Annotated in this window: 15 protein-coding genes and 1 riboswitch; of the genes, 2 read left to right on the forward strand and 13 right to left on the reverse strand. The window is 55.2% G+C overall.

From position 1 onward, the window contains the following. Window positions 1-28: 28 nt before the first annotated feature. From EKM90_RS05600 to EKM90_RS05610, 3 genes are all read right to left on the reverse strand, one after another. Window positions 29-1,501 (reverse strand): UbiD family decarboxylase, encoded by a 1,473-nt coding sequence (locus EKM90_RS05600; protein WP_125580538.1) that lies wholly within the window; start codon window positions 1,499-1,501, stop codon window positions 29-31. A gap of 111 nt (window positions 1,502-1,612) precedes the next feature. Further along, the gene (locus tag EKM90_RS05605) at window positions 1,613-2,485 is read right to left on the reverse strand and encodes a LysR family transcriptional regulator (RefSeq protein ID WP_125580540.1); all 873 of its coding nucleotides are present in this window, start codon (window positions 2,483-2,485) and stop codon (window positions 1,613-1,615) included. A 226-nt stretch (window positions 2,486-2,711) separates the two neighbouring features. Next, on the reverse strand, window positions 2,712-3,545 hold the full coding sequence (locus EKM90_RS05610) for a MetQ/NlpA family ABC transporter substrate-binding protein (RefSeq protein WP_125580542.1): 834 nt from the start codon (window positions 3,543-3,545) through the stop codon (window positions 2,712-2,714). A 457-nt stretch (window positions 3,546-4,002) separates the two neighbouring features. Between EKM90_RS05610 and EKM90_RS05615 the strand changes: the two genes are divergently transcribed. Beyond that, window positions 4,003-5,148, forward strand: coding sequence for an ArgE/DapE family deacylase (locus EKM90_RS05615; RefSeq protein ID WP_125580544.1), 1,146 nt, complete (start codon window positions 4,003-4,005; stop codon window positions 5,146-5,148). 79 nt (window positions 5,149-5,227) lie between these two features. On the opposite strand, the gene EKM90_RS05620 is transcribed toward EKM90_RS05615, so the two are convergent. The 8 genes from EKM90_RS05620 to dapD all read right to left on the reverse strand — a co-directional run bounded on the left by EKM90_RS05620 (window position 5,228) and on the right by dapD (window position 15,158). Beyond that, complete coding sequence (locus EKM90_RS05620; protein ID WP_125580546.1) at window positions 5,228-7,009, reverse strand: ABC transporter ATP-binding protein; 1,782 nt, start codon at window positions 7,007-7,009, stop codon at window positions 5,228-5,230. Next, complete coding sequence (locus EKM90_RS05625; RefSeq protein WP_125580548.1) at window positions 7,006-8,730, reverse strand: ABC transporter ATP-binding protein; 1,725 nt, start codon at window positions 8,728-8,730, stop codon at window positions 7,006-7,008. Before EKM90_RS05625 ends, EKM90_RS05620 begins: the two co-directional genes overlap by 4 nt. A 406-nt stretch (window positions 8,731-9,136) precedes the next feature. Continuing rightward, the gene (locus tag EKM90_RS05630; protein ID WP_125580550.1) at window positions 9,137-10,228 is read right to left on the reverse strand and encodes an aspartate-semialdehyde dehydrogenase; all 1,092 of its coding nucleotides are present in this window, start codon (window positions 10,226-10,228) and stop codon (window positions 9,137-9,139) included. A 5-nt stretch (window positions 10,229-10,233) separates the two neighbouring features. Beyond that, window positions 10,234-11,406 carry an aminotransferase class I/II-fold pyridoxal phosphate-dependent enzyme gene (locus EKM90_RS05635; protein WP_125580552.1) on the reverse strand — a complete coding sequence of 391 codons (1,173 nt, stop codon included), beginning with the start codon at window positions 11,404-11,406 and terminating at the stop codon, window positions 10,234-10,236. Window positions 11,407-11,421: 15 nt separating this feature from the next. Next, entirely contained in the window at window positions 11,422-12,168 is a 747-nt protein-coding gene (dapB, locus tag EKM90_RS05640) for a 4-hydroxy-tetrahydrodipicolinate reductase (protein WP_125580554.1), read from the reverse strand. After that, complete coding sequence (gene dapA, locus EKM90_RS05645) at window positions 12,165-13,040, reverse strand: 4-hydroxy-tetrahydrodipicolinate synthase (RefSeq protein ID WP_125580556.1); 876 nt, start codon at window positions 13,038-13,040, stop codon at window positions 12,165-12,167. The genes dapB and dapA overlap by 4 nt, the downstream gene beginning before the upstream one ends. Then, a complete protein-coding gene (locus EKM90_RS05650) occupies window positions 13,033-14,196 on the reverse strand; it encodes an N-acetyldiaminopimelate deacetylase (protein ID WP_125580558.1) in 1,164 nt (387 codons plus the stop codon). The genes dapA and EKM90_RS05650 overlap by 8 nt, the downstream gene beginning before the upstream one ends. Window positions 14,197-14,441: 245 nt before the next feature. After that, entirely contained in the window at window positions 14,442-15,158 is a 717-nt protein-coding gene (gene dapD, locus EKM90_RS05655; RefSeq protein WP_125580560.1) for a 2,3,4,5-tetrahydropyridine-2,6-dicarboxylate N-acetyltransferase, read from the reverse strand. Between the two features lie 75 nt (window positions 15,159-15,233). Continuing rightward, window positions 15,234-15,409: riboswitch (Lysine riboswitch) on the reverse strand. A gap of 106 nt (window positions 15,410-15,515) precedes the next feature. Between dapD and EKM90_RS05660 the strand changes: the two genes are divergently transcribed. Continuing rightward, window positions 15,516-16,877 (forward strand): aspartate kinase, encoded by a 1,362-nt coding sequence (locus EKM90_RS05660; RefSeq protein WP_125580562.1) that lies wholly within the window; start codon window positions 15,516-15,518, stop codon window positions 16,875-16,877. A gap of 50 nt (window positions 16,878-16,927) precedes the next feature. Here the strand turns inward: EKM90_RS05660 and rpiA are convergent, their stop codons facing one another. After that, on the reverse strand, window positions 16,928-17,617 hold the full coding sequence (rpiA, locus tag EKM90_RS05665; protein ID WP_125580564.1) for a ribose-5-phosphate isomerase RpiA: 690 nt from the start codon (window positions 17,615-17,617) through the stop codon (window positions 16,928-16,930). A gap of 80 nt (window positions 17,618-17,697) precedes the next feature. Then, window positions 17,698-18,132, reverse strand: coding sequence for a hypothetical protein (locus EKM90_RS05670; protein WP_125580566.1), 435 nt, complete (start codon window positions 18,130-18,132; stop codon window positions 17,698-17,700). Window positions 18,133-18,440 lie beyond the last annotated feature (308 nt).

Raw genomic sequence — 18,440 nt, forward strand, 5'->3', positions numbered from 1 at the left:
GGTGCATGCCTCCTTGCGCGCTGGCGGGTTACTTCAAGTAATCAGCCCAGTTCTTCATTTCCTTGAAACTTGCCCGCTTAAAACTATCCTTCATCGTAAACGGTACGGTGCCGTCCAGCACCAGCTTTGACGACATGCCTCGGACGCGAATGCGGGCCGGGTCATATTCTGGTAGTTCGGAAGGATCCAGCGGATGATTGCGCATGCCTTCCAGCACCATGATGTCACGATCGGCTTGGAACCTGGTGTTGATCGTCCACATCACATCGTTCCAATCGAAGATATCCACATCGTCATCGACCAAAATCACGGTTTTGAGTTCCTTGAAGGCGGAAAAGGCCAGCAAGGCGGCTTGCCGTTGAATGCCTTCGTCCGCTTCATCCTCTTTGTGAATCTGCATGATGGTCATCAGCTTCCCGCCACCAGCTGGGGCGTTGTAAACATTCTTGACCTTGCCAGGAATGGCTCGATCAACCAAGCTGAGAATGGAAGCTTCGGTGGGAATGCCGGCCATCGAAACGTGTTCTTCAGACGGGCCAATCGTGGTTTGGACAATTGGCCGGTCTTGACGGTGCGTGACCGCTTTGATTTTGACCACATTAACCGCCGGATTAGCCGTCCCATTGTAGCCTGGGAATTCAGGCATCGCAAAGCCCGTATTCGTGTTGATATCTTCTTGCATCTTAGTATTAGGGAGAATTTCCGCTTCAATCACCCATTCGGCCCGGGCGATGGCCTTGGCATCGACCGCCACGCCTTGGACCACTTCAACCGGTTGATTGCGCAGTGCTCCCGCCACTTGCAGTTCATTGTAGCCAAGTGGCGTGGTCGGTGGCTCGAAGGTCGCCCCAATCGTGATGGCCGGATCGAGGCCGATATTGATCGTGATCGGCATCGGTTTGTTTTGCGCTTCATATTCTTTCAAAAAGGCGCCAATATGCCGGCCACCTGGCATGATGTACATACCGATGGTGTCTTTGTCTTCAAGCACCATCCGATGAATGGTGACATCCTCTTGCTCACCATTGGGGCTGTGACCATAAACGACCCCCATGGTGATATAAGGGCCAGCATCCACTGGCGTATTCGTTGGCGCGGCGAGTAATTGGCGAATATCAAAGTCCGCATCAGTGGCCAAATGAACGACTTCCTGGGCCGGGGCCTCCGCTTTAGTGACAGTGACCGGCTTTACTGGCTGGGAAACCGCATCATTAAGCATCTGCCCCAAAGTGTGATAATCATGATGCAAAATCAGGCCGACGCGCTGGCGTGAGGCCTGCAGCCCAATTAAAACCCGCGAATTGGGGAAGCCTTTGACGTTGTTAAACATCATCGTTGGGCCTTCTTGCGTAGGCCGCTGAACCGTGCCGCCGGCGCCGATGTACCGGTACACTCCGGCCAAGTCAGCATCAGGATCGATTTCCTTATCAGTTTCGTGGTACTGGCCAGGCACGGCCTGGATTTCGGCCAACACTTTGCGCAAGTCATATTTTTCTGCCATTTTGCATCCCTCCGTGAGTTAATAACTTCATTATGGAGGCAAGCCGCGAGGCGAACAATTCATTGCCAGCGTGTATCTATGCCAATATGGAATAGATAAGGCAAGGCCAAATTAGCCCCGCTGAATAAAGGCCCAAAACGCATCACTGGCTGGGTGATGCTTGCCGTGGCGGCGCACAAAGGCCAGCTGTGACGTCACGGTTGGCGTCAGTGGCACCAAGGTTAAGGCTGGATAATCAGTCAATGCCACCGTTTTTTGCATCATGATGGAAATGCCTAACCCGCGGCTGACCATCCCCAGAATCAAATCAATGCGCTGGCCTTGGTAAGTCAAATGCGGCGTCAGTCCTTGCGCCGCAAACAGCCGCCTCACCGGCTGCATCAGAGCGGTACTTTCACCTAGCAGCAGTAAATCCTCACTAGCCAAATCTTGCACAGTCAAAGCCGGGCGGCGGGCCAGCGGCGAGGTTTTAGGCACTAGGACCTGAAGCGCATCGCTTTCACCAATCACGCTTTCCGTGGCCGCATCAGGTTGATCAAACAGGCGCGTAAAAATGATGTCCGCTTCGCCAGCGGTTAATGCCTCAGCCACGGCCTCGGTTTCGCCTTCCGTCAGCTGCAACTGAATTTCCGGATGGGCGCGGTGAAACGCCGCAATCTGGTTAAAAGCTCGATAATTGGCAATCGAAGGAATCGTTTTGATGCGTAGCCGACTACCGGCCCCGGTTTGCACCACGGCTGCTGCGGCTTGTAAGGCGTTAGCGGCGGCCACCACCGCCTGTGCTTTAGGCAGCAAGGCTTGCCCCGCCGCTGTCAGCTGGACTTGGCGATGGGCGCGGGAAAATAGGGTCACCTGCCACTGCTTCTCCAGCGCCAGAATTTGTTTAGAGACCGTGGCTTGGGTGGTATACAACCTAGCTGCCGCCTCGGTATAGTTCAATGTTGCCGCCACCGTCACAAAAGTCCGCAGTTTCTGCGTGTCCATCAGCAAAACCTCCCGCTCTATTCCAGTCAGGCATATTATAGCGGTGAAAGGCTGGCGGGAAAAGCTCAAGCTGAACAAACAAATATCCCTCAGTCCTAACCGGATGATGCAGACCGGTCATCGAGTCAGACTAAGGGATATGCGTTGCCAGCTAGGAATGGCGTCAAACCGCAATTATCGCGCGTTCAACAGCGAACCAAAGCTGGCTTTCTTCTATTATAGAGGCTTAGAACTTGTAGTCCCAAGCTGGCAGTTCAGTCTTGCCGTAAATCTTCTTGATATACTTCTTGGTATCGTTGGTCTGGAAGGCCTTCACAATCTTCTTGTAGGTCTTGTTGTTGACGTCCTTCTTCTTGGCCACGATGATGTTGATCCACGGAATGGAAGCCTTGGTGACTTTTTCAATATCCAGTGCCTTGTTAAAGTCGAGCTTGGCATTCAAAGCGACCCCAGAGTTGATGACAGAAGCAGTCACGTCCTGCAAGGAAGATGGCAGCTGCGCCGCATCCAGCACCTTGATGTCTAAGTCCAACTTGTTGGTCTTGATATCATTTGGCGTTGGCAGGTTGCCGGTGCCTTTCTTGAAGGTGATAAAGCCGTTGGTCTTCAGCAGTTCCAAAGCGCGCGCTTCGTTGGTGGCGTCGTTAGGAATAGAAACGGAGTCGCCTTTCTTCAGCTGCGACAGTTTGGTGATTTTCTTGGAGAAAATGGCCATTGGCGCAATGATAGTCTTCCCAATGGTGGTCAGGTTTTGGTTGTGCTTCTTGTTCCAGTCATCCAGGAAGAACTGGTGCTGGAAGGCGTTCAGATCAACGTCGCCATCGGCCAAAGCACTGTTGGGCTGGGAATAGTCAGAAAATTCAACGATTTTGAGGTTAATGCCTTCTTTTTTCAGCTTTGGCTGGATGTGCTTCCACACCCGGTTATCTGAACCAACGACCCCAATTTTGACGGTGGTGGTCTTCGTGGTATCGGCAGACTTGTTGCTACCGCAAGCCGCCAGGACCAGTCCTAAACTAAATACGCCAACCAATGCTAATGTCTTCAACACTTTTTTCATGTGAGTTCCTCCTCGTGTGATTGCGCGATGCGCTTTTTGGCATCGCGATTCATGCTTGCACCCCGTGATCGGCGGCATGTGTGCGCTGCACATGCCACAAAAAAACGCCCACTTCTAACCAAGTTAGAAGTGAGCGGGCCCACGGTACCATTCTAATTCGTCGCTAAAACTAGCGACCTCATCCGGACAAACATCCGGGTGCTCAGTAATGGGAGCCGGCCAGTCCAACTTTGCATTTGCTCAGCTGAACGATCATCTTCGAGCCATGTTCGATTGCCCTTGCTACCCTGCTCTCAGCTTTGCCAGGTTTTCTGTACAGTCTTGGGAAATCTACTCACTCGATCACGTGATGCATTTATGAAATTAGCATGAGTATAGCCTCGCAAAAATTTAATGTCAACCCTTGCATTTTAATTTTTTTGGTGTTTAGCTGTTAGCCAAAAGGAGCGTGAAAGAAATGAGTGAAGATTTAGATTTTTTGAAAGCCTTGATTCGCATTGATTCATCCACTGCCAACGGCAACGAAACCAGCGTCGCCAAGGTGATTCAAGCCAAATTGGCGGAAAATGGCATTGATAGCAAACTGGTGAACTATGCCCCAGGCCGTGATTCTTTGGTGGCAGATCTGAACCCCGATGCCCCAGGTCCAATTTTGGGCTTCACCGGTCATGAAGACGTGGTCAACCCTGGCGATCCCGCCAAGTGGGACCATGATCCCTTCGAGCCGTATGAAGACGGCGACAAGTTATACGGCCGCGGCACTGCGGATATGAAATCCGGCTTAGCGGGCTTGGTACTGGCGTTGATTCGGCTGAAAAAGGCTGGCTTCCCGCATCACGTGCGTTTGCTGGCGACTGTCGGCGAAGAATATGGCGCGTATGGCGCCAAGCAACTGACTGAAGAGGGCTATGCCGATGATCTCAGTGCGTTGCTGGTAGGGGAAGGCGGCGACAAGACTATCAAGACTGGGCATGGCGGCTCCTACAACTATCGGATTATCAGCCATGGCAAGTCAGTTCACAGCTCCCAGCCAAGTAAAGGCATTAACGCCATCCAAAAGCTGGCCGACTTCATCACCGAAGAACGCCACTTGTTTGACGACGCACCGGAATACCCGGCCCTCGGCCCGTTTGTCCACACCATCACCATCATCAACGGCGGCAAACAGATCAACACCATTCCTGATTACGCTGAATTACGTGGGAACGCCCGCCCAACGCCAGTGTTCTTAAACGACGAGGTCACCAAGCGCCTGCAAGGCTTAGCTGAAAAGTTGTCGAATGACGGCCGCCCTGGCACCTTGGAGTTCAAGCTGATTCACAGCTTTATCCCAGTTAACGACAACCCTGATAGCAAGGCGGTCAATGATTTGGACGCCGCCATCGAAGCCGTCCGCGGCGTGAAGTTGACGCGCGAATTCACCAATGGCGCCACCGATGCCTCTGAATTCGTTAAGAGCCCGACCAAGTTCGATATTGTGTGGTATGGCCCAACCAGCGACGGCCCGGAAAAGGCGCACCAGCTGAATGAATTCGTGTCGATCAAGCGCTACGAAGCGGCCATCGACATTTACGAAACTTTCGCCAAGAATTACTTTGCCTAATTCGCATTAAATAACACCATGTCATGCAAAAGGCCACCGGCAACTTGCCGATGGCTTTTTGACGTTGGTTTTCAGAAAATCAATCGAACACCATTTGATTGCGGTACAGTTTCGCATAGAACCCATGCTCATCCAGTAGTTCCTGATGGCTGCCTTGTTCGATGATACGACCATGTTGCAGCACCACAATCCGGTCGGCATTCAAAATCGTCTTGAGTCGGTGCGCAATGACAAAGCTAGTGCGCCCTTGAATCACGTTATCCATGGCCTTTTGAATCTTGGCTTCGGTCACTGTGTCCACGTTCGACGTGGCTTCATCCAAGATCAACAGCCGCGGATCGGTTAAAATCGTGCGCGCAATCGACATCAGCTGCTTCTGGCCCGCCGAGAAAATGTTCTGCTCATCGGAAACCTTCGTGTCATAGCCATCAGGCAAGCTGATGATGAAGTCGTGGATGTTGGCCTGCTTGGCCGCATCAATCACCCGGTCCATCGCCGCGGTCGGCTCGCCGAAGCGAATGTTATCGGCAATCGTGCCGGTAAACAGCTGCGGATCTTGCAGCACAATACCCACGGTTTGCCGCAGCTGGGTGAGATCCAAATCACGTAGATCCACCCCATCAATGGTGATTTGTCCGGAATCGACGTCATAGAAGCGATTCAGCAGATTCATCACCGTGGTCTTCCCGGAACCCGTCGGCCCAACCAGCGCCACCATTTCGCCTTTCTGGACATCAATGGTCACGCCATGCAGAATTTCCTTACCTGGCAGGTAACTGAAGCGCACGTTGTCGATTTTCAATTCCGACTTAATACCGTTGATGGCTTTGCCGTTAACCGGTCGCACTTCATCGGGCTGGCTGCGCACTTCATCGATCCGCCGAGCGCCAGTAATGGCCAGCTGGATCATGCCATACAAACTCGTCAGCGTGATAATCGGCTGGTAGTACTGCTGGGCGTAATTGACGAACACGACGACCAAAGCCAGGGCCGCGCCTGTGCTCATCTGACCATTGAGGGCCAGCCAGGAGCCGGCAAAAATGACGATGGCGGTGTTGAGCAAGGACAGGCCGGAAAGTAAGGGACTGAGAATCCCGGACCAGATTTGGCCGCGTTCCGCGGTTTTACGCACGGTTTGGTTGTGGACTTGAAAGCCCGCCACCGAGTCTTTTTGCAGGCCATTGGTGATGATTACCTTTTGGCCGGTGACTTGTTCGTTGATGTAACCGTTCAGCGCCCCGACGTCGGTTTGCTGCTGATCCACGGCGGCCGCGGCCTTATGCATGACGAACGCCGCCAAACCCAATGCTACTGGCGTCGTGGCCATGGTAATCCAAGCCAAGGTGACATTTTGATTGAACATCATGATCAAAATCCCAATCAGCTGAGCAATGGCCAAGAAGACGTCAATTAACGCCTGGTTCAGCGCATTGAAGATGTTATCCAAATCCGAGGTGTAACGGGCGAGAATATCACCGTCGCTGTGCTGGTCAAAATACTGCACGCGCATGCGCTGCATTTTCCGAAACAAGCCAATCCGCATGGTGCCGGTGGAGTATGCGGTAATCTTGGCCAACAACCAGCTGGCAATCAAAAGCGAGCTGGCATCGCCAAAATAAAATAACACATAGGCGATCAAGGTACCGTGGAAATCAGCCAAATTAGCGCCGCCGCGGGTGGCCGGATTCGACCACAATTTCAGGTACTCTGTCAATTCGCTGATCGCACGGCCCAGGTAGGTCGGTGCGATCACCACACAGGCGGTACTGATGCCAATCAAAATGGCGGTGAACAGGAAGCCCCAGCCATAAGGTTTCAGGTAATGCCAGTAGTAACGCCCGGCGATTTTCAAATCTTTCATGCTGGCAACCTCCCTTCCTTGGCCTTTTGGGTTTGATAGATTTCTTGATAAATCGTGTTGTTCGCCACCAGCTCGTGGTGGGTACCGGCGCCAACGACGCGGCCTTCATCCATGACCAAAATCTGATCAGCGCGGATGATCGAGGAGATTTTTTCCGCAATCACCACGGTGGTTGTATGTTTCAAATCGCGGTCCAGCGCTTCTTGCACCAGCTTTTCCGATTCAGCATCAAGCGCTGAGGTGGCATCATCCAAGATCAAAATTTCTGGATTCGCAATGACGCCGCGGGTAATCGCCAGGCGCTGCTTTTGCCCCCCTGAGAAGTTCGCTGACCGCTCTTCCACTGGTGCGTTATACGCTTCTGGCAGCCGTTCAATGAACTCGGCGGCTTGCGCGATTTCGGCCGCCCGGCGCATGGTGGCGCTGGTGGCTTCAGGCTGCACCTGCTTAAGGTTGTCAGCGATGGTGCCTGAGAACAATGTCGACCGTTGCAGCACAAAGGCCACCGCGTCGCGAATCGTTTTTTCCGGCAAGTCGCGCACATCGACCCCGCCGATGAGCACCCGACCAGAATCAGGGTCAAAGAGCCGCGGAATCAGTTGGGCGAGGGTCGTTTTCCCAGAGCCGGTGGCGCCGACAATGCCCAGCATCTCCCCGGCAGCAATGGTAAAGGACACATCCTGCAGCGTCGGCTTGTCGTCGCCGGGATAGGTGAAGGTGACATGATCGAAGGTAATGTCGCCTGCTACTTCACGCTCCGGCCCTTCCGCGAAGGTCATGCTTGGCGCATGATCCAGCACTTCGTTGATCCGCTTCAGTGAGATAAACGCACGGGTGGCAAAAGTCATCATGAAACTGCCGTTAATCACTGCGAACAGGATTTGGCTGAGGTAGGAGGTGAAACTGCTGATCGCGGCAATGTAGGTCGGATGCAGGGTGGCTTCTTGCCCGACCAAATAAACCGCCACCGCAATGGCGATATTGGCCGTCAGGAAGAACGCCGGCATCAGCACGGCAAAGACCTCCCCGATGCGCGTGGTAACGTCACGCAGCTCGTCAGAGGGCTTAGCGAAGGTGGCAATCTGGTTGTCTTCTTGGACAAAGGATTTGACCACGCGAATGCCCATCAGGTTTTCCCGCGCCACAGTGTTCACATTTTCAATCAATTGCTGGGTGCGGCCAAATAACCGGCTCAACTGCTTGAAGGCGACAATCGCCACCGCCACAATAATCACCAGCATGATCAAAATCACCCACCACTGCTGCGGCATGGTGATTAAGGCCAAAATCAGACCACCTAAAAACAGAAACGGAATCCGCGTCACCTGCTGGAAGGTGGCCATCACGACCCCTTGTACCTGCTGGATATCGTTGGTCATCCGCACGACCAAATTCGAGGCGGAAAAAGTTTCGATGTCGGCATAGGCAAATTTTTGCACGTGCTGGTAGATATCGGCCCGCAAATCCGTGGCCACGCCTAGTGCCAACTTGGCCGAATAGACGGTGTTGATGATCCCGGCAATGATGCCAATCACGGCCAAGGCAATCAGCCACAAGCCATCTTGCCACACGGTGCTTTTATCGTTAGCCATGATGGCTTCCATCACGGTTTGCAGCAGCCGCGGCTGCCACAGCGTCGCGAAGACGAGCACCAGCACCGCCACTGTCGCCACCGTTGCGTTGACCCAGTAACGTTTCAGATACGGTATGAGTACTTTCATATGGTTCTCCTTAAAATGCTTAGTTAGATAAGCGTATCTGAATAATTGATGAGAATCAAGGCGCGGCCAATCAGGTTCAGACAAGCTGGCTTGGTGATTTTGGCGAGGGCCGGGCCGGTCAGCCTCCGCAGGCAGGGGCTGGAACGTGGTGGCCAGCGCTTTGAGCCTCGCGCTGCGAGGCTCAAAGTCGTGGCTTGTTCTAAGTCAGCTAAATCCGCTGACTAAGCACAATTTCACCACTGAGCCCCTGCCTGCTCCGGTTGACCGGCCCTACGGTGGTGTTTCTACGCTAATCAATGCCCATCACTCAACAGTCGCTTGAGGGGTGACTTGCTGTTGCTCAACTATGGGTCAAGGATCACTTTTGCGTGAGTCAAAAACAGCCGCATGACTGCGGCTTCATTGTTTATTCAAATAATTCTGCACTACCAGCTGGGACACGCACGAGGTCTCTGGCGACGAGTGCTTCCGCGATTTGCACGGCGTTCCAAGCGGCCCCTTTCAGCAGGTTATCGGCGACGACCCACAAGTTGTAGGCGCCAGGGGTTTCTTGATCAGGCCGGATGCGGCCAACGAAAGTGTCACGACTGCCGGCAGCGGTTTGTGGTTGCGGGTAGAGTTGCTGGGCGGGGTCGTCTTGAACGACCAGGCCGGGGAATTTCGCCATTTCTGCCCGCAGTGCAGCGGCAGTCGGCGTTTGCCCTTCCGCTACTTCAAACCAAACGGATTCACCGTGAGCAATCGGCACTGGTACCCGGACACAAGTGGCGGTGACTTTGATGTCAGGGGCGTTTTTGTCGCCAAGCATGATTTTCTTGGTTTCGTGAATCATTTTCCACTCTTCATGCGTGTAGCCGTCGTCCTCGAACACGTCGATTTGCGGCAACAGGTTAAACGCGAGTGGATAGTGCTTGGCAGCGCCTTTGACCGGCAGGACGTTGGCGGTCATGGGTTCATCGGCAAGGTACGCTTGCGCCTCGGTTTTTAGTTCTTCAATCGCGGACTGACCAGCTCCAGAGGCCGCTTGATACGTCGACACGATGATCCGGCGTAGCCCAAATGCCCGCCGCACTGGTTCGAGCGCCATCATCATTTGAATGGTGGAGCAGTTCGGATCCGCGATAATGCCATGATGGTCGTTCAAGGCGTCAGGATTCACTTCCGGCACCACTAGCGGCACGTTGTCATCCATGCGAAAATGCGACGTATTATCCACACACACGGCACCGCGCTTCACCGCCTCTGGCAACAGCTTGGCTGAAACCGCGCCGCCGGCCGAGGCCAGCACGAGATCAACGCCGTTAAACGAATCCGGCGTGGCCACGGTGACCGCAATGTGCTGGCCTTTGAAGGTCAGCGCTTTGCCGGCGGAACGCGGTGAGGCTAATAACCGCAGCTCACGCACTGGAATGGTTGATTCGGCCAGCTGTTCAATCATCCGGGTGCCGACTGCCCCGGTGGCGCCAAGAATGGCGACAACATAACCTTTTGTTTGCATACTGACTACTCCTTTGTGGCGACATAACGCTGAATGCGCTCGCCGGCTTCAATCAAATCGGCGGTGGCAGTGGCATAAGACAACCGCACGTACCCTTCGCCGCCTGGCCCAAACACCGACCCTGGCACCACGCCCACCTTAGCTTTGGCTGCCAAGTCGTAAACAAACGCGACATCGTCCACTTGGTTAGCCGGTAGTTTGGCAAAAATGTAAAACGCCCCGGCTGGCCGCGGCGCCGTGAAGCCCGCCGCCGTAAGCGCCTTCAACATCAAATCGCGCCGCTGTTGATAAATGGCTTTCATCTCGCTGGCATCATCGAAGTTGGTCGCCAGCGCTTCTTGCGCCGCCATCATCATCGGACTCGCGCCGCAAGTGACCATAAACTGATGCATTTTGCCCACTAACGCCACCAACGCGGCCGGGCCGGCAAAGTAGCCCACGCGGTAGCCGGTCATCGCGTGCGACTTGGAAAAGCCGGAAATCAGCAACGTTTGCTCAGGCGCCAACGCCCCCATACTCAGGTGCTTGGTGTCATAGGTGAGCTCCGCATAGATTTCATCAGCCAAAACCACCAAGTTGCTGGCCTTGACCACCTGGGCCAGGGCTTGTATTTCAGCCGGCGAGTAGGTCACGCCAGTAGGATTGCTGGGATAATTCAGCACCAACCCCTTGGCTTCAGGATGAGCCGCGAGCGTGGCTTGGAGTTTGGCTGCCGTGAAGAGAAAGTCTGGGGCCGTGTTCACCAACACGACATTCAACGCGGCCAAATGAGCCACGGCTTCATACAGGGGAAACGTCGGCGTGGGAATAATGATGGTATCACCGGGATTGAATAAGCCGGCAATCGCCGCGTGAATCGCCTCAGTCGCCCCGACTGTGACCACCACCTCGGTCGCCGGATCATAATGGGCATCGAAGCGCTGGGCCAGATAGCCGGCGATTTTTTCTCGTAGCGGCAGATAGCCAAACGACGGGGCGTAATGCGAGTAATCGCCATCAATCGCAGCTTTGGTCGCCGCCTTGATATGGTCAGGCACCGGAAAGTCCGGCTCACCGAGCGTCAATTTGATGATGCCGGGAATTTTTGAGATTTGGTTGTCTACGGCGCGAATCGCAGAAGGGGGAATGGCGGCCACGCGCCGATTACCCACCGCGAGCCCGTTTTTTAATGCTGGCATGAGGGGCTTCCTTTCTTAAAGCAGTGAATCGAGGCCAATGGTCAACGCCGCGGGCAATTTAGCCACCTGGCGCACTGCCAGCGCGACCCCAGCCATGAAACTGGAACGGTCAAAAGAGACCTGCTTGATACTCAGGCTTTCGCCGGTCGCACCAAACAGCACTTCTTCCTGAGCGACATAGCCTGGCAACCGCAAGGCGTGGACTGGCACGTCATCGAGCCACTCGCCGCGCGCCGGCGCGTCCTGATGCGGGGCTAGTGGTTTGTGCTGCCGGGCCTGGCTGATCAGTTTGGCCGTGGCCCGGGCAGTGCCGGAAGGGGCATCGAGTTTGTCTGAATGATGGGCCTCAACTACCTCGGCGTCAGGGAAATACTTGGCTGCTTTGGCGGCGAACTGCATCATCAGCACTGCCGAAATGGCAAAATTCGGCACAATCAGCGCATGTTTGCCTTTGGCCTGGGCCAACTGGCCTAGGGCGGCCTCATCGGCCTGGGTCAAACCGCTGGTGCCAATCACGACATCCATGCCATGCGTCAACGCATATTCAGCATTCTCCCTGGCCGCCGTTGGAATCGTGAAGTCCACCCAGACATCAGCGGTGACATCAATTTGATCCAGCTGGACAAACACCGGAAAGGCGGTGGGCGCTGCAGCTGCTGGCGCCAGTCCCCCCACCACGGTCAGGTCTGGTGTTTCCGCCATCATGGCTGTCACCTGACGGCCCATTTTACCTAGCACACCGCCAATGAATACTTCGGTCATTTTGCATCCCCCTCTAACACTGCCAGCACCTGCGCGGTTTCGCTGTCATTCAGCTTCAGCAGCGGCAGCCGTAAATTGTTTTTGATTTCCCCCCGCCGAGCCAGCATCATTTTCACTGGCGCTGGTGATGGAAAGGCAAACAGCGCATGCATCCGGGGCACCAGCCAAGCCATTTGCGCCTCAGCTTCAGCGCGCTGGCCACGCTGCTGCGCCGCGACTGCGGCCATTTGCGGTCCGTACAAATGCGCGGCCACCGAAATCACGCCATTCGCCCCGACGCGCAGCGCATCGAGGAACTGATCATCGTCTCCGGTATACACGGCAAAATCCGTCGGCGTGTGTTGAACCAGCCAGGCCAAGTCCTCAATCGTGGTGCATTGCTTGACGGCTTGAATGTTGGGATGCTGGGCCAACTCGGCCAAGGTGACGTTGCTCAGCTGCACGACGCTACGGCCGGGAATATTGTAAATCATCACCGGCTTGGCGCTGGCTTCAGCAATCGCGGTGAAATGCGCCACCATGCCCGCTTGGCTCGGCTTGTTGTAATACGGCACCACGGCAAGCACGGCATCAACGCCAGCCAGCTGGGATACTTCCTGCGCCAGCGCCACGGATTGGCGGGTGCTGTTAGAGCCGACATTGGCAATCAACCGGCCCCGGCCGCGCAATTGCGCGCTGAAATGGGTAAACAAAGCAATTTTTTCTTCGTGACTCAGATTGGGACTCTCCCCGGTAGTCGCCCCGACCACAAAACCGGTACTGCCTTCACTCAGCAGCCGCTCAATCAGCGCATCCAGCGCCGGATAGTCGATTTGGTCATCATCGGTAAACGGGGTGATGATGGCAGTGATAATCGCATCATTTTCAAACATGAGTTGCCTCCATTCGTGCTGTCAAAAAGCCCACCCAGGCGGTCACGCCTGGCATCAGTGCCGCTTCATCCGGATTAAGCTGGGCTGAGTGCAGGCTGTGCGCCGGATCGCCCACGCCCAACCACACCATGGTGCCCGGGAACTGCTGGAGCAAAAAGCCGAAGTCCTCGCCGGTCATCGCCGGCGGAACGGTGGCAAAATCCACCTCTGGGGCTTGGGTCATGTAATCGATCAAAGCCTGGGTTTGCGCCGGTGCATTTTCTACAGGCATGTACCCGCCTTGAATCAGCTTCAAAGTGACCTGCACATCGTAAGTCGCCCCGACGCCTTCAGCAATGCGGCGGACGCGCTGCTGCATCATTTCAATATCGCTTTGGCGAAAGGCGCGGATGGTGCCATCCAAATGGGCACTGCCGGCGATGACATTGCCGATGGTCCCGGCATGGAAAGTGCCCAGCGTGACCACCCCACCACGGACCGGGTCCACATTGCGCGCAACGATGGTTTGTACCTGCATCACGAACGCCGCTGCTGCCACAATCGCATCATTGGCCTTTTGGGGAAAAGCAGCGTGGCCGCTTTTGCCAGTGAACGTGACGTGGATTTCCGTGGTGCCGGCAAACAAGGTGCCCATGCGCGTGGCAATTTGCCCGGCCGGCAGCTGGGGATCATCATGCAACCCGTAAAATTCATCAGGCCGCCAGTCGCCGGTAAACGCGCCGGCATCGAAGACCCGTTTGCCGCCATACTCCGCTTCTTCCGCCGGCTGGAAGAAAAACAGCAGATTGTCGCGCGGCTGAACACTAGCGAAATGAGCCAGTACGCCCAGCGCCACAGTCATATGAATATCATGGCCGCAGGCGTGCATCACGCCGGCATGCTGAGAGGCAAACGGCAAACCGGTCTCTTCTGTGACCGGCAGCGCGTCAATATCGGTGCGGTAACCCATCGTCCGGTTTGGCGCGGTGCCTTGCAGGCGGACCAACAGCGCAGTTGGCACTGCAGGCACATGCTTGAAGGTCAGCCACGAGCAATTCAAATCATTGATGACTTGCTCCAGGTAGGCCTGGGTTTGGGTTTCATGTAGCGCCAGCTCCGGTATTTGATGGAGGTGGCGGCGGATTTGGATCAGTTCGGATTCGGTGAATGCTGACATAAGCGGCCTTTCTTAGGAAAAATGATGATGAGCAGTGAAGCACGAAACGGCGGCAATGCCATAAGCTATGGTTATCTGTCGGGCTAAGGACGCCCAGCTCCGCAGCCTGTTGAGTTGCGCTGCGCTGGGCATCGCCCGAGCAGCTAGCTACGCTTGTGCCCTCGCCGCCAAAAAACGGCGGCAATGCCATCAGCTAGGTTACCTGTCGGGCTGGGAGCGCCCAGCTCCGCAGCCTGGTGAGCAGCCTACAGTTGCCGTAAAGCGTCAATCAAACCCGTTTCGCTGGCGGTTTTATCATCCTTCATTTTGATGATTTTGGCCGGGACTCCGGCCACAACGGCGCCGGCCGGTACATCGTCAATCACAATCGCGCCGGCGGCTACCACAGCGCCTTGGCCGACATGCACGCCTTCAATCACCACGGCGTTGGCGCCAACCAGCACATCGTCTTCGATGATGACTGGCGTCGCGCTCGCGGGTTCCACCACCCCGGCCAGCACCGCGCCGGCCCCGATGTGGCAATGCTGGCCGACCGTGGCGCGGCCGCCCAACACAGCACCCATGTCGATCATGGTCCCGGCCCCGATTTTGGACCCGATATTGATGATGGCGCCCATCATGATCACCGCATGATCATCAATCGTGACATGTTCGCGAATAATGGCGCCTGGTTCAATCCGCGCGTTCACGGTACTGATGTCGAGCATCGGGACCCCAGTGTTACGGCCAAGTGCTTCGACCCGCACCGTGGTCAATGGCGCCTGGTTAGCGGCCAACCAAGGCTTGATGACCTCAGCATCCCCATACAACTGACCGGTTTTGGTCTCAAAAAAGGCCTGCACGCCTGTTGGTACTGGCGTCAACTTAGCTATGTCACCAGCCAGCGTGACATGCAGCGGCGTGGTTTTTGGGGCATTGGCGATGTAATCAATGATTTGTTCGGCATTAAATGGGGCTGGCATAAAGTTTCCTCCTAGATTAAAAACGTCCATCTGGAGCGCAGTTTCGCTCACCAGATGGACGTTAAATGACCATTGATTAACGATAGCGCCCCGCATGACTGCGACAGTCCACCGGATCTTCTCCAGTAGCCCAACCCGCCAGTGGCAACACCCGCCAGCGGATTTCGGCGGTGTTCCCTTTCGCTTATCCGCACTGCCCGTGTCAGGGCTTGGATAAGGTACTCTTGGCGACCGCAACCTCTATCAGTTATTTGATTAAGCTTAGAATACAATTATAACCAAGTACCGTCAACCCTTGACAAAATCCGAAGGCTTCGCTAATTTTAAGCCAATTGATGAGAAAAGAGCGAGAAAATTATGAAAGTCATTAAGTTTGGGGGCTCCTCTTTGGCCACCGGCGCCCAGCTGGAAAAAGTCAGTCGCATTATTCAAGCCGATGCGCAGCGCCGCGTGATCGTGGTCTCCGCCCCAGGCAAACGCCACGGTGGCGACACCAAGGTGACTGATTTGCTGAAAGAACTGGCCGATGCCGTGCTCAGCAGGCAGGACCCCTTGCCGCTGATTGACGTGATTTTGGCCCGGTACAGTGAAATTCAAACCCACTTTGCCTTAACTGAAGACGTGGTGGCTAAATTGCGGGCGCACCTGATTAGCCTGACTCAGCAAACATACAGCAGCGCGGCCTACCTGCGTGATGCGTTCATGGCCCAAGGCGAACACATGAATGCCCAGCTCGTGGCCGCGGTGCTAACGGCCCAGGGCTTGCCTGCCCGCTTTGTCAGTCCCCAAGCGCTGGGAATTGTGCTCGCGGGCCAGCCAGGCCATGTGCAAATCGATCCGCAAACCTATCGCAATCTGGCCCAATTCACTTTCCCCGATGCTTACATCGTGGTACCAGGGTTTTATGCGTTCGATGCAGAGCAGCGCATCGTGACTTTCCCGCGGGGTGGTTCGGACATCACGGGCTCAATTCTCGCCCGCGGTTTGCACGCCGACTTATACGAGAACTTCACCGATGTCTCCTGGGTTTACGCCGCAGATCCACACTTGGTCAAGGGGCCCCGGGCCATCAACACCGTGACTTACCGAGAAATGCGGGAACTGGCGTATGCCGGCTTTTCCGTGTTCAATGACGAAGCCTTGATTCCCGTGATTGAAGCCAACATTTGCGTCAATATCAAAAACACTAACGACCCCACTGCCCCGGGCACGCTAATTTCACCCACGAAAAACGTGAAGCATCATCATCACATCACCGGGGTTGCCGCCAAGAAGGATTTCACCGCGCTATACTTGCACCGCTACTTGATCAACGCCCAAGTCGGCTTCACCTTGAAGCTGCTCCAGATCTTGTCCAACTACGGCGTGCCCTATGAACACATGCCTAGTGGGATCGACGACCTCACTGTCATCATCGACAAACACGAACTAACCGCCGCCAAGCAGCAAGCCATCACCGAAGAAGTCCAGGCCCAAATTCAGCCTGACACCTTGGAGTGGTTGGATGACCTTGCGATTGTGATGGTTGTCGGTGAAGGCCTTTACGCCAGTATCGACCTAGTGCCACGGATCATGGTGGCGTTGGCTGACGCTGGTGTCACCCCCGCCGTGATCAACCAAGGCGCATCGCGAATCAGTTTGATGCTGGCGGTGCCGAACGCGCAAGCCCAAACCGCGGTACAGGCCATCTATGGCCTAAGCAGTGAACACCAAGCCTAAACGCAAAAATCACCCTGAGTCTAAAACTCAGGGTGATTTTGATTCGGCGCTTACTGGCGCGTCCAGTGTTCAATTTTTTCTGGCGTGGCAATCAGCACTTCATCAGTCATGTTCAAAAACAGCCCGTGTTCCACGACCCCAACCGTCTGATCGAGTAAGGCAGCGAGCCCAGCCGGAATTGGCAGCGGATCGACGGCCAAGTCAATGATGTAGTTGCCGTAATGCGTGACGTAACGCGAACCATCCTCGTTCAAGCGATACTGCGGCTGCAGTGCCAGCTGGTCAAAGCGGCGGAAGTTCTGCTCGCAGGATACAGGCAGGACTTCTACAGGCAGCGGAAAGCCACCGAGGCGATCCACCACTTTACTTTGATCGACAATCCAGACATTGTGCGTGGCGTTGATGGCCACATTTTTCTCAAGCGTCAGCGCCCCGCCACCGCCTTTGATGCCGTTGAGGTCATGGTCAACCCGATCGGCGCCATCGATGCACAGATCCACGTGGTCGACGGCCGCCAGCTCACTCACCGTAAAACCATTGGCTTCAAGCTGCTGGCGACTACGGTTCGATGTGGTGACAATGGCTTTCAGGTTCAGCGACTGCTGCCGGTTGCGTTCACCCAGCGCATCGATGAAAAACGCCACGGTGGAGCCGGTCCCTACACCGAGGACTGTGCCTGGCTGCACCATTGCTGCGGCCTGCGTTGCTGCTTGTTGCTTGAGTTCGTCTTGTGTCGCCATGATTGCCTCCTAAATGGTGATGTCAAAGCTTCTGTCTTGACTTTAGCGAGCGGGTTTGGCGCTGTCAAGCGGCAGCGGCTTTACTGCCGGAAAATCGCCCGTTGGTATTTTTCAAACCAACCTTTGGCCATGCCCCGACTGGCGGTCAGAAGCAACCCGCGATTGCTGTAGACCCGATTGCCTTGGCGGGCATAGTAACTACGAGCTTGGTTGGCCAACGCCTGCGACTTGAACTGCAGCAGGGTAAACGACACATTGCTAGCGGTGCTAAACGATACGCCACTTTCTGCCTGAACAGCCTGGGGTTGATTGGTCACATCGACGTCAGCTTGCCCCTTAATGGACAAGCCGCGGCTTCTCACCCCGGCGAGATAGTCGGCCGGTTGCTTGGTGCGCATTTCGGTGGTGGCGGTGCTAGGGGTCGTTTTGGTGGGAGTGGCTTCATGGACGCCACACGCGCCGAGTCCGCTCACCAGCAATATTACGAGCGCGAAACCGAAATAGCGAATTTTCATGGTAATCTCCTTTAGCAGATTCGTCTTGATTAGTTTAATTATACCGGAACTCATGAGCGGTGGAATCAGCCCAACGACTGAATCAGAGGCGTCATCAGAAAAATTCATCACCAGACTTGACCGCCCCGTTTTCTCAGCGTATACTCACCGCTAACAAATCAAATTGCAATGAGAAAGATCAGTAGCCGCCTTTCTTTGGTCAGCGAGCTTCGCGAGGTGAGAGGAAGCACAAAGGTAGCGGCGAATATCCCTTTCGAGCGGGGCACCGAATCCAGTAACGTGCCATGGGAACCACCCATTATTGTGGT

Source organism: Lacticaseibacillus suibinensis (assembly GCF_003946175.1).
Lineage (GTDB): Bacteria > Bacillota > Bacilli > Lactobacillales > Lactobacillaceae > Lacticaseibacillus > Lacticaseibacillus suibinensis.

What these genes read in the sequence shown, in the direction of transcription:
- EKM90_RS05605 (WP_125580540.1), bottom strand. Translation starts at nt 2,485, where the DNA reads ATGGACACGCAGAAACTGCGGACTTTTGTGACGGTGGCGGCAACATTG.
- rpiA (WP_125580564.1), bottom strand. Translation starts at nt 17,617, where the DNA reads ATGGCGACACAAGACGAACTCAAGCAACAAGCAGCAACGCAGGCCGCA.
- dapD (WP_125580560.1), bottom strand. Translation starts at nt 15,158, where the DNA reads ATGCCAGCCCCATTTAATGCCGAACAAATCATTGATTACATCGCCAAT.
- EKM90_RS05635 (WP_125580552.1), bottom strand. Translation starts at nt 11,406, where the DNA reads ATGCCAGCATTAAAAAACGGGCTCGCGGTGGGTAATCGGCGCGTGGCC.
- dapB (WP_125580554.1), bottom strand. Translation starts at nt 12,168, where the DNA reads ATGACCGAAGTATTCATTGGCGGTGTGCTAGGTAAAATGGGCCGTCAG.
- EKM90_RS05625 (WP_125580548.1), bottom strand. Translation starts at nt 8,730, where the DNA reads ATGAAAGTACTCATACCGTATCTGAAACGTTACTGGGTCAACGCAACG.
- EKM90_RS05600 (WP_125580538.1), bottom strand. Translation starts at nt 1,501, where the DNA reads ATGGCAGAAAAATATGACTTGCGCAAAGTGTTGGCCGAAATCCAGGCC.
- EKM90_RS05610 (WP_125580542.1), bottom strand. Translation starts at nt 3,545, where the DNA reads ATGAAAAAAGTGTTGAAGACATTAGCATTGGTTGGCGTATTTAGTTTA.
- dapA (WP_125580556.1), bottom strand. Translation starts at nt 13,040, where the DNA reads ATGTTTGAAAATGATGCGATTATCACTGCCATCATCACCCCGTTTACC.
- EKM90_RS05620 (WP_125580546.1), bottom strand. Translation starts at nt 7,009, where the DNA reads ATGAAAGATTTGAAAATCGCCGGGCGTTACTACTGGCATTACCTGAAA.
- EKM90_RS05670 (WP_125580566.1), bottom strand. Translation starts at nt 18,132, where the DNA reads ATGAAAATTCGCTATTTCGGTTTCGCGCTCGTAATATTGCTGGTGAGC.
- EKM90_RS05650 (WP_125580558.1), bottom strand. Translation starts at nt 14,196, where the DNA reads ATGTCAGCATTCACCGAATCCGAACTGATCCAAATCCGCCGCCACCTC.
- EKM90_RS05615 (WP_125580544.1), top strand. Translation starts at nt 4,003, where the DNA reads ATGAGTGAAGATTTAGATTTTTTGAAAGCCTTGATTCGCATTGATTCA.
- EKM90_RS05630 (WP_125580550.1), bottom strand. Translation starts at nt 10,228, where the DNA reads ATGCAAACAAAAGGTTATGTTGTCGCCATTCTTGGCGCCACCGGGGCA.
- EKM90_RS05660 (WP_125580562.1), top strand. Translation starts at nt 15,516, where the DNA reads ATGAAAGTCATTAAGTTTGGGGGCTCCTCTTTGGCCACCGGCGCCCAG.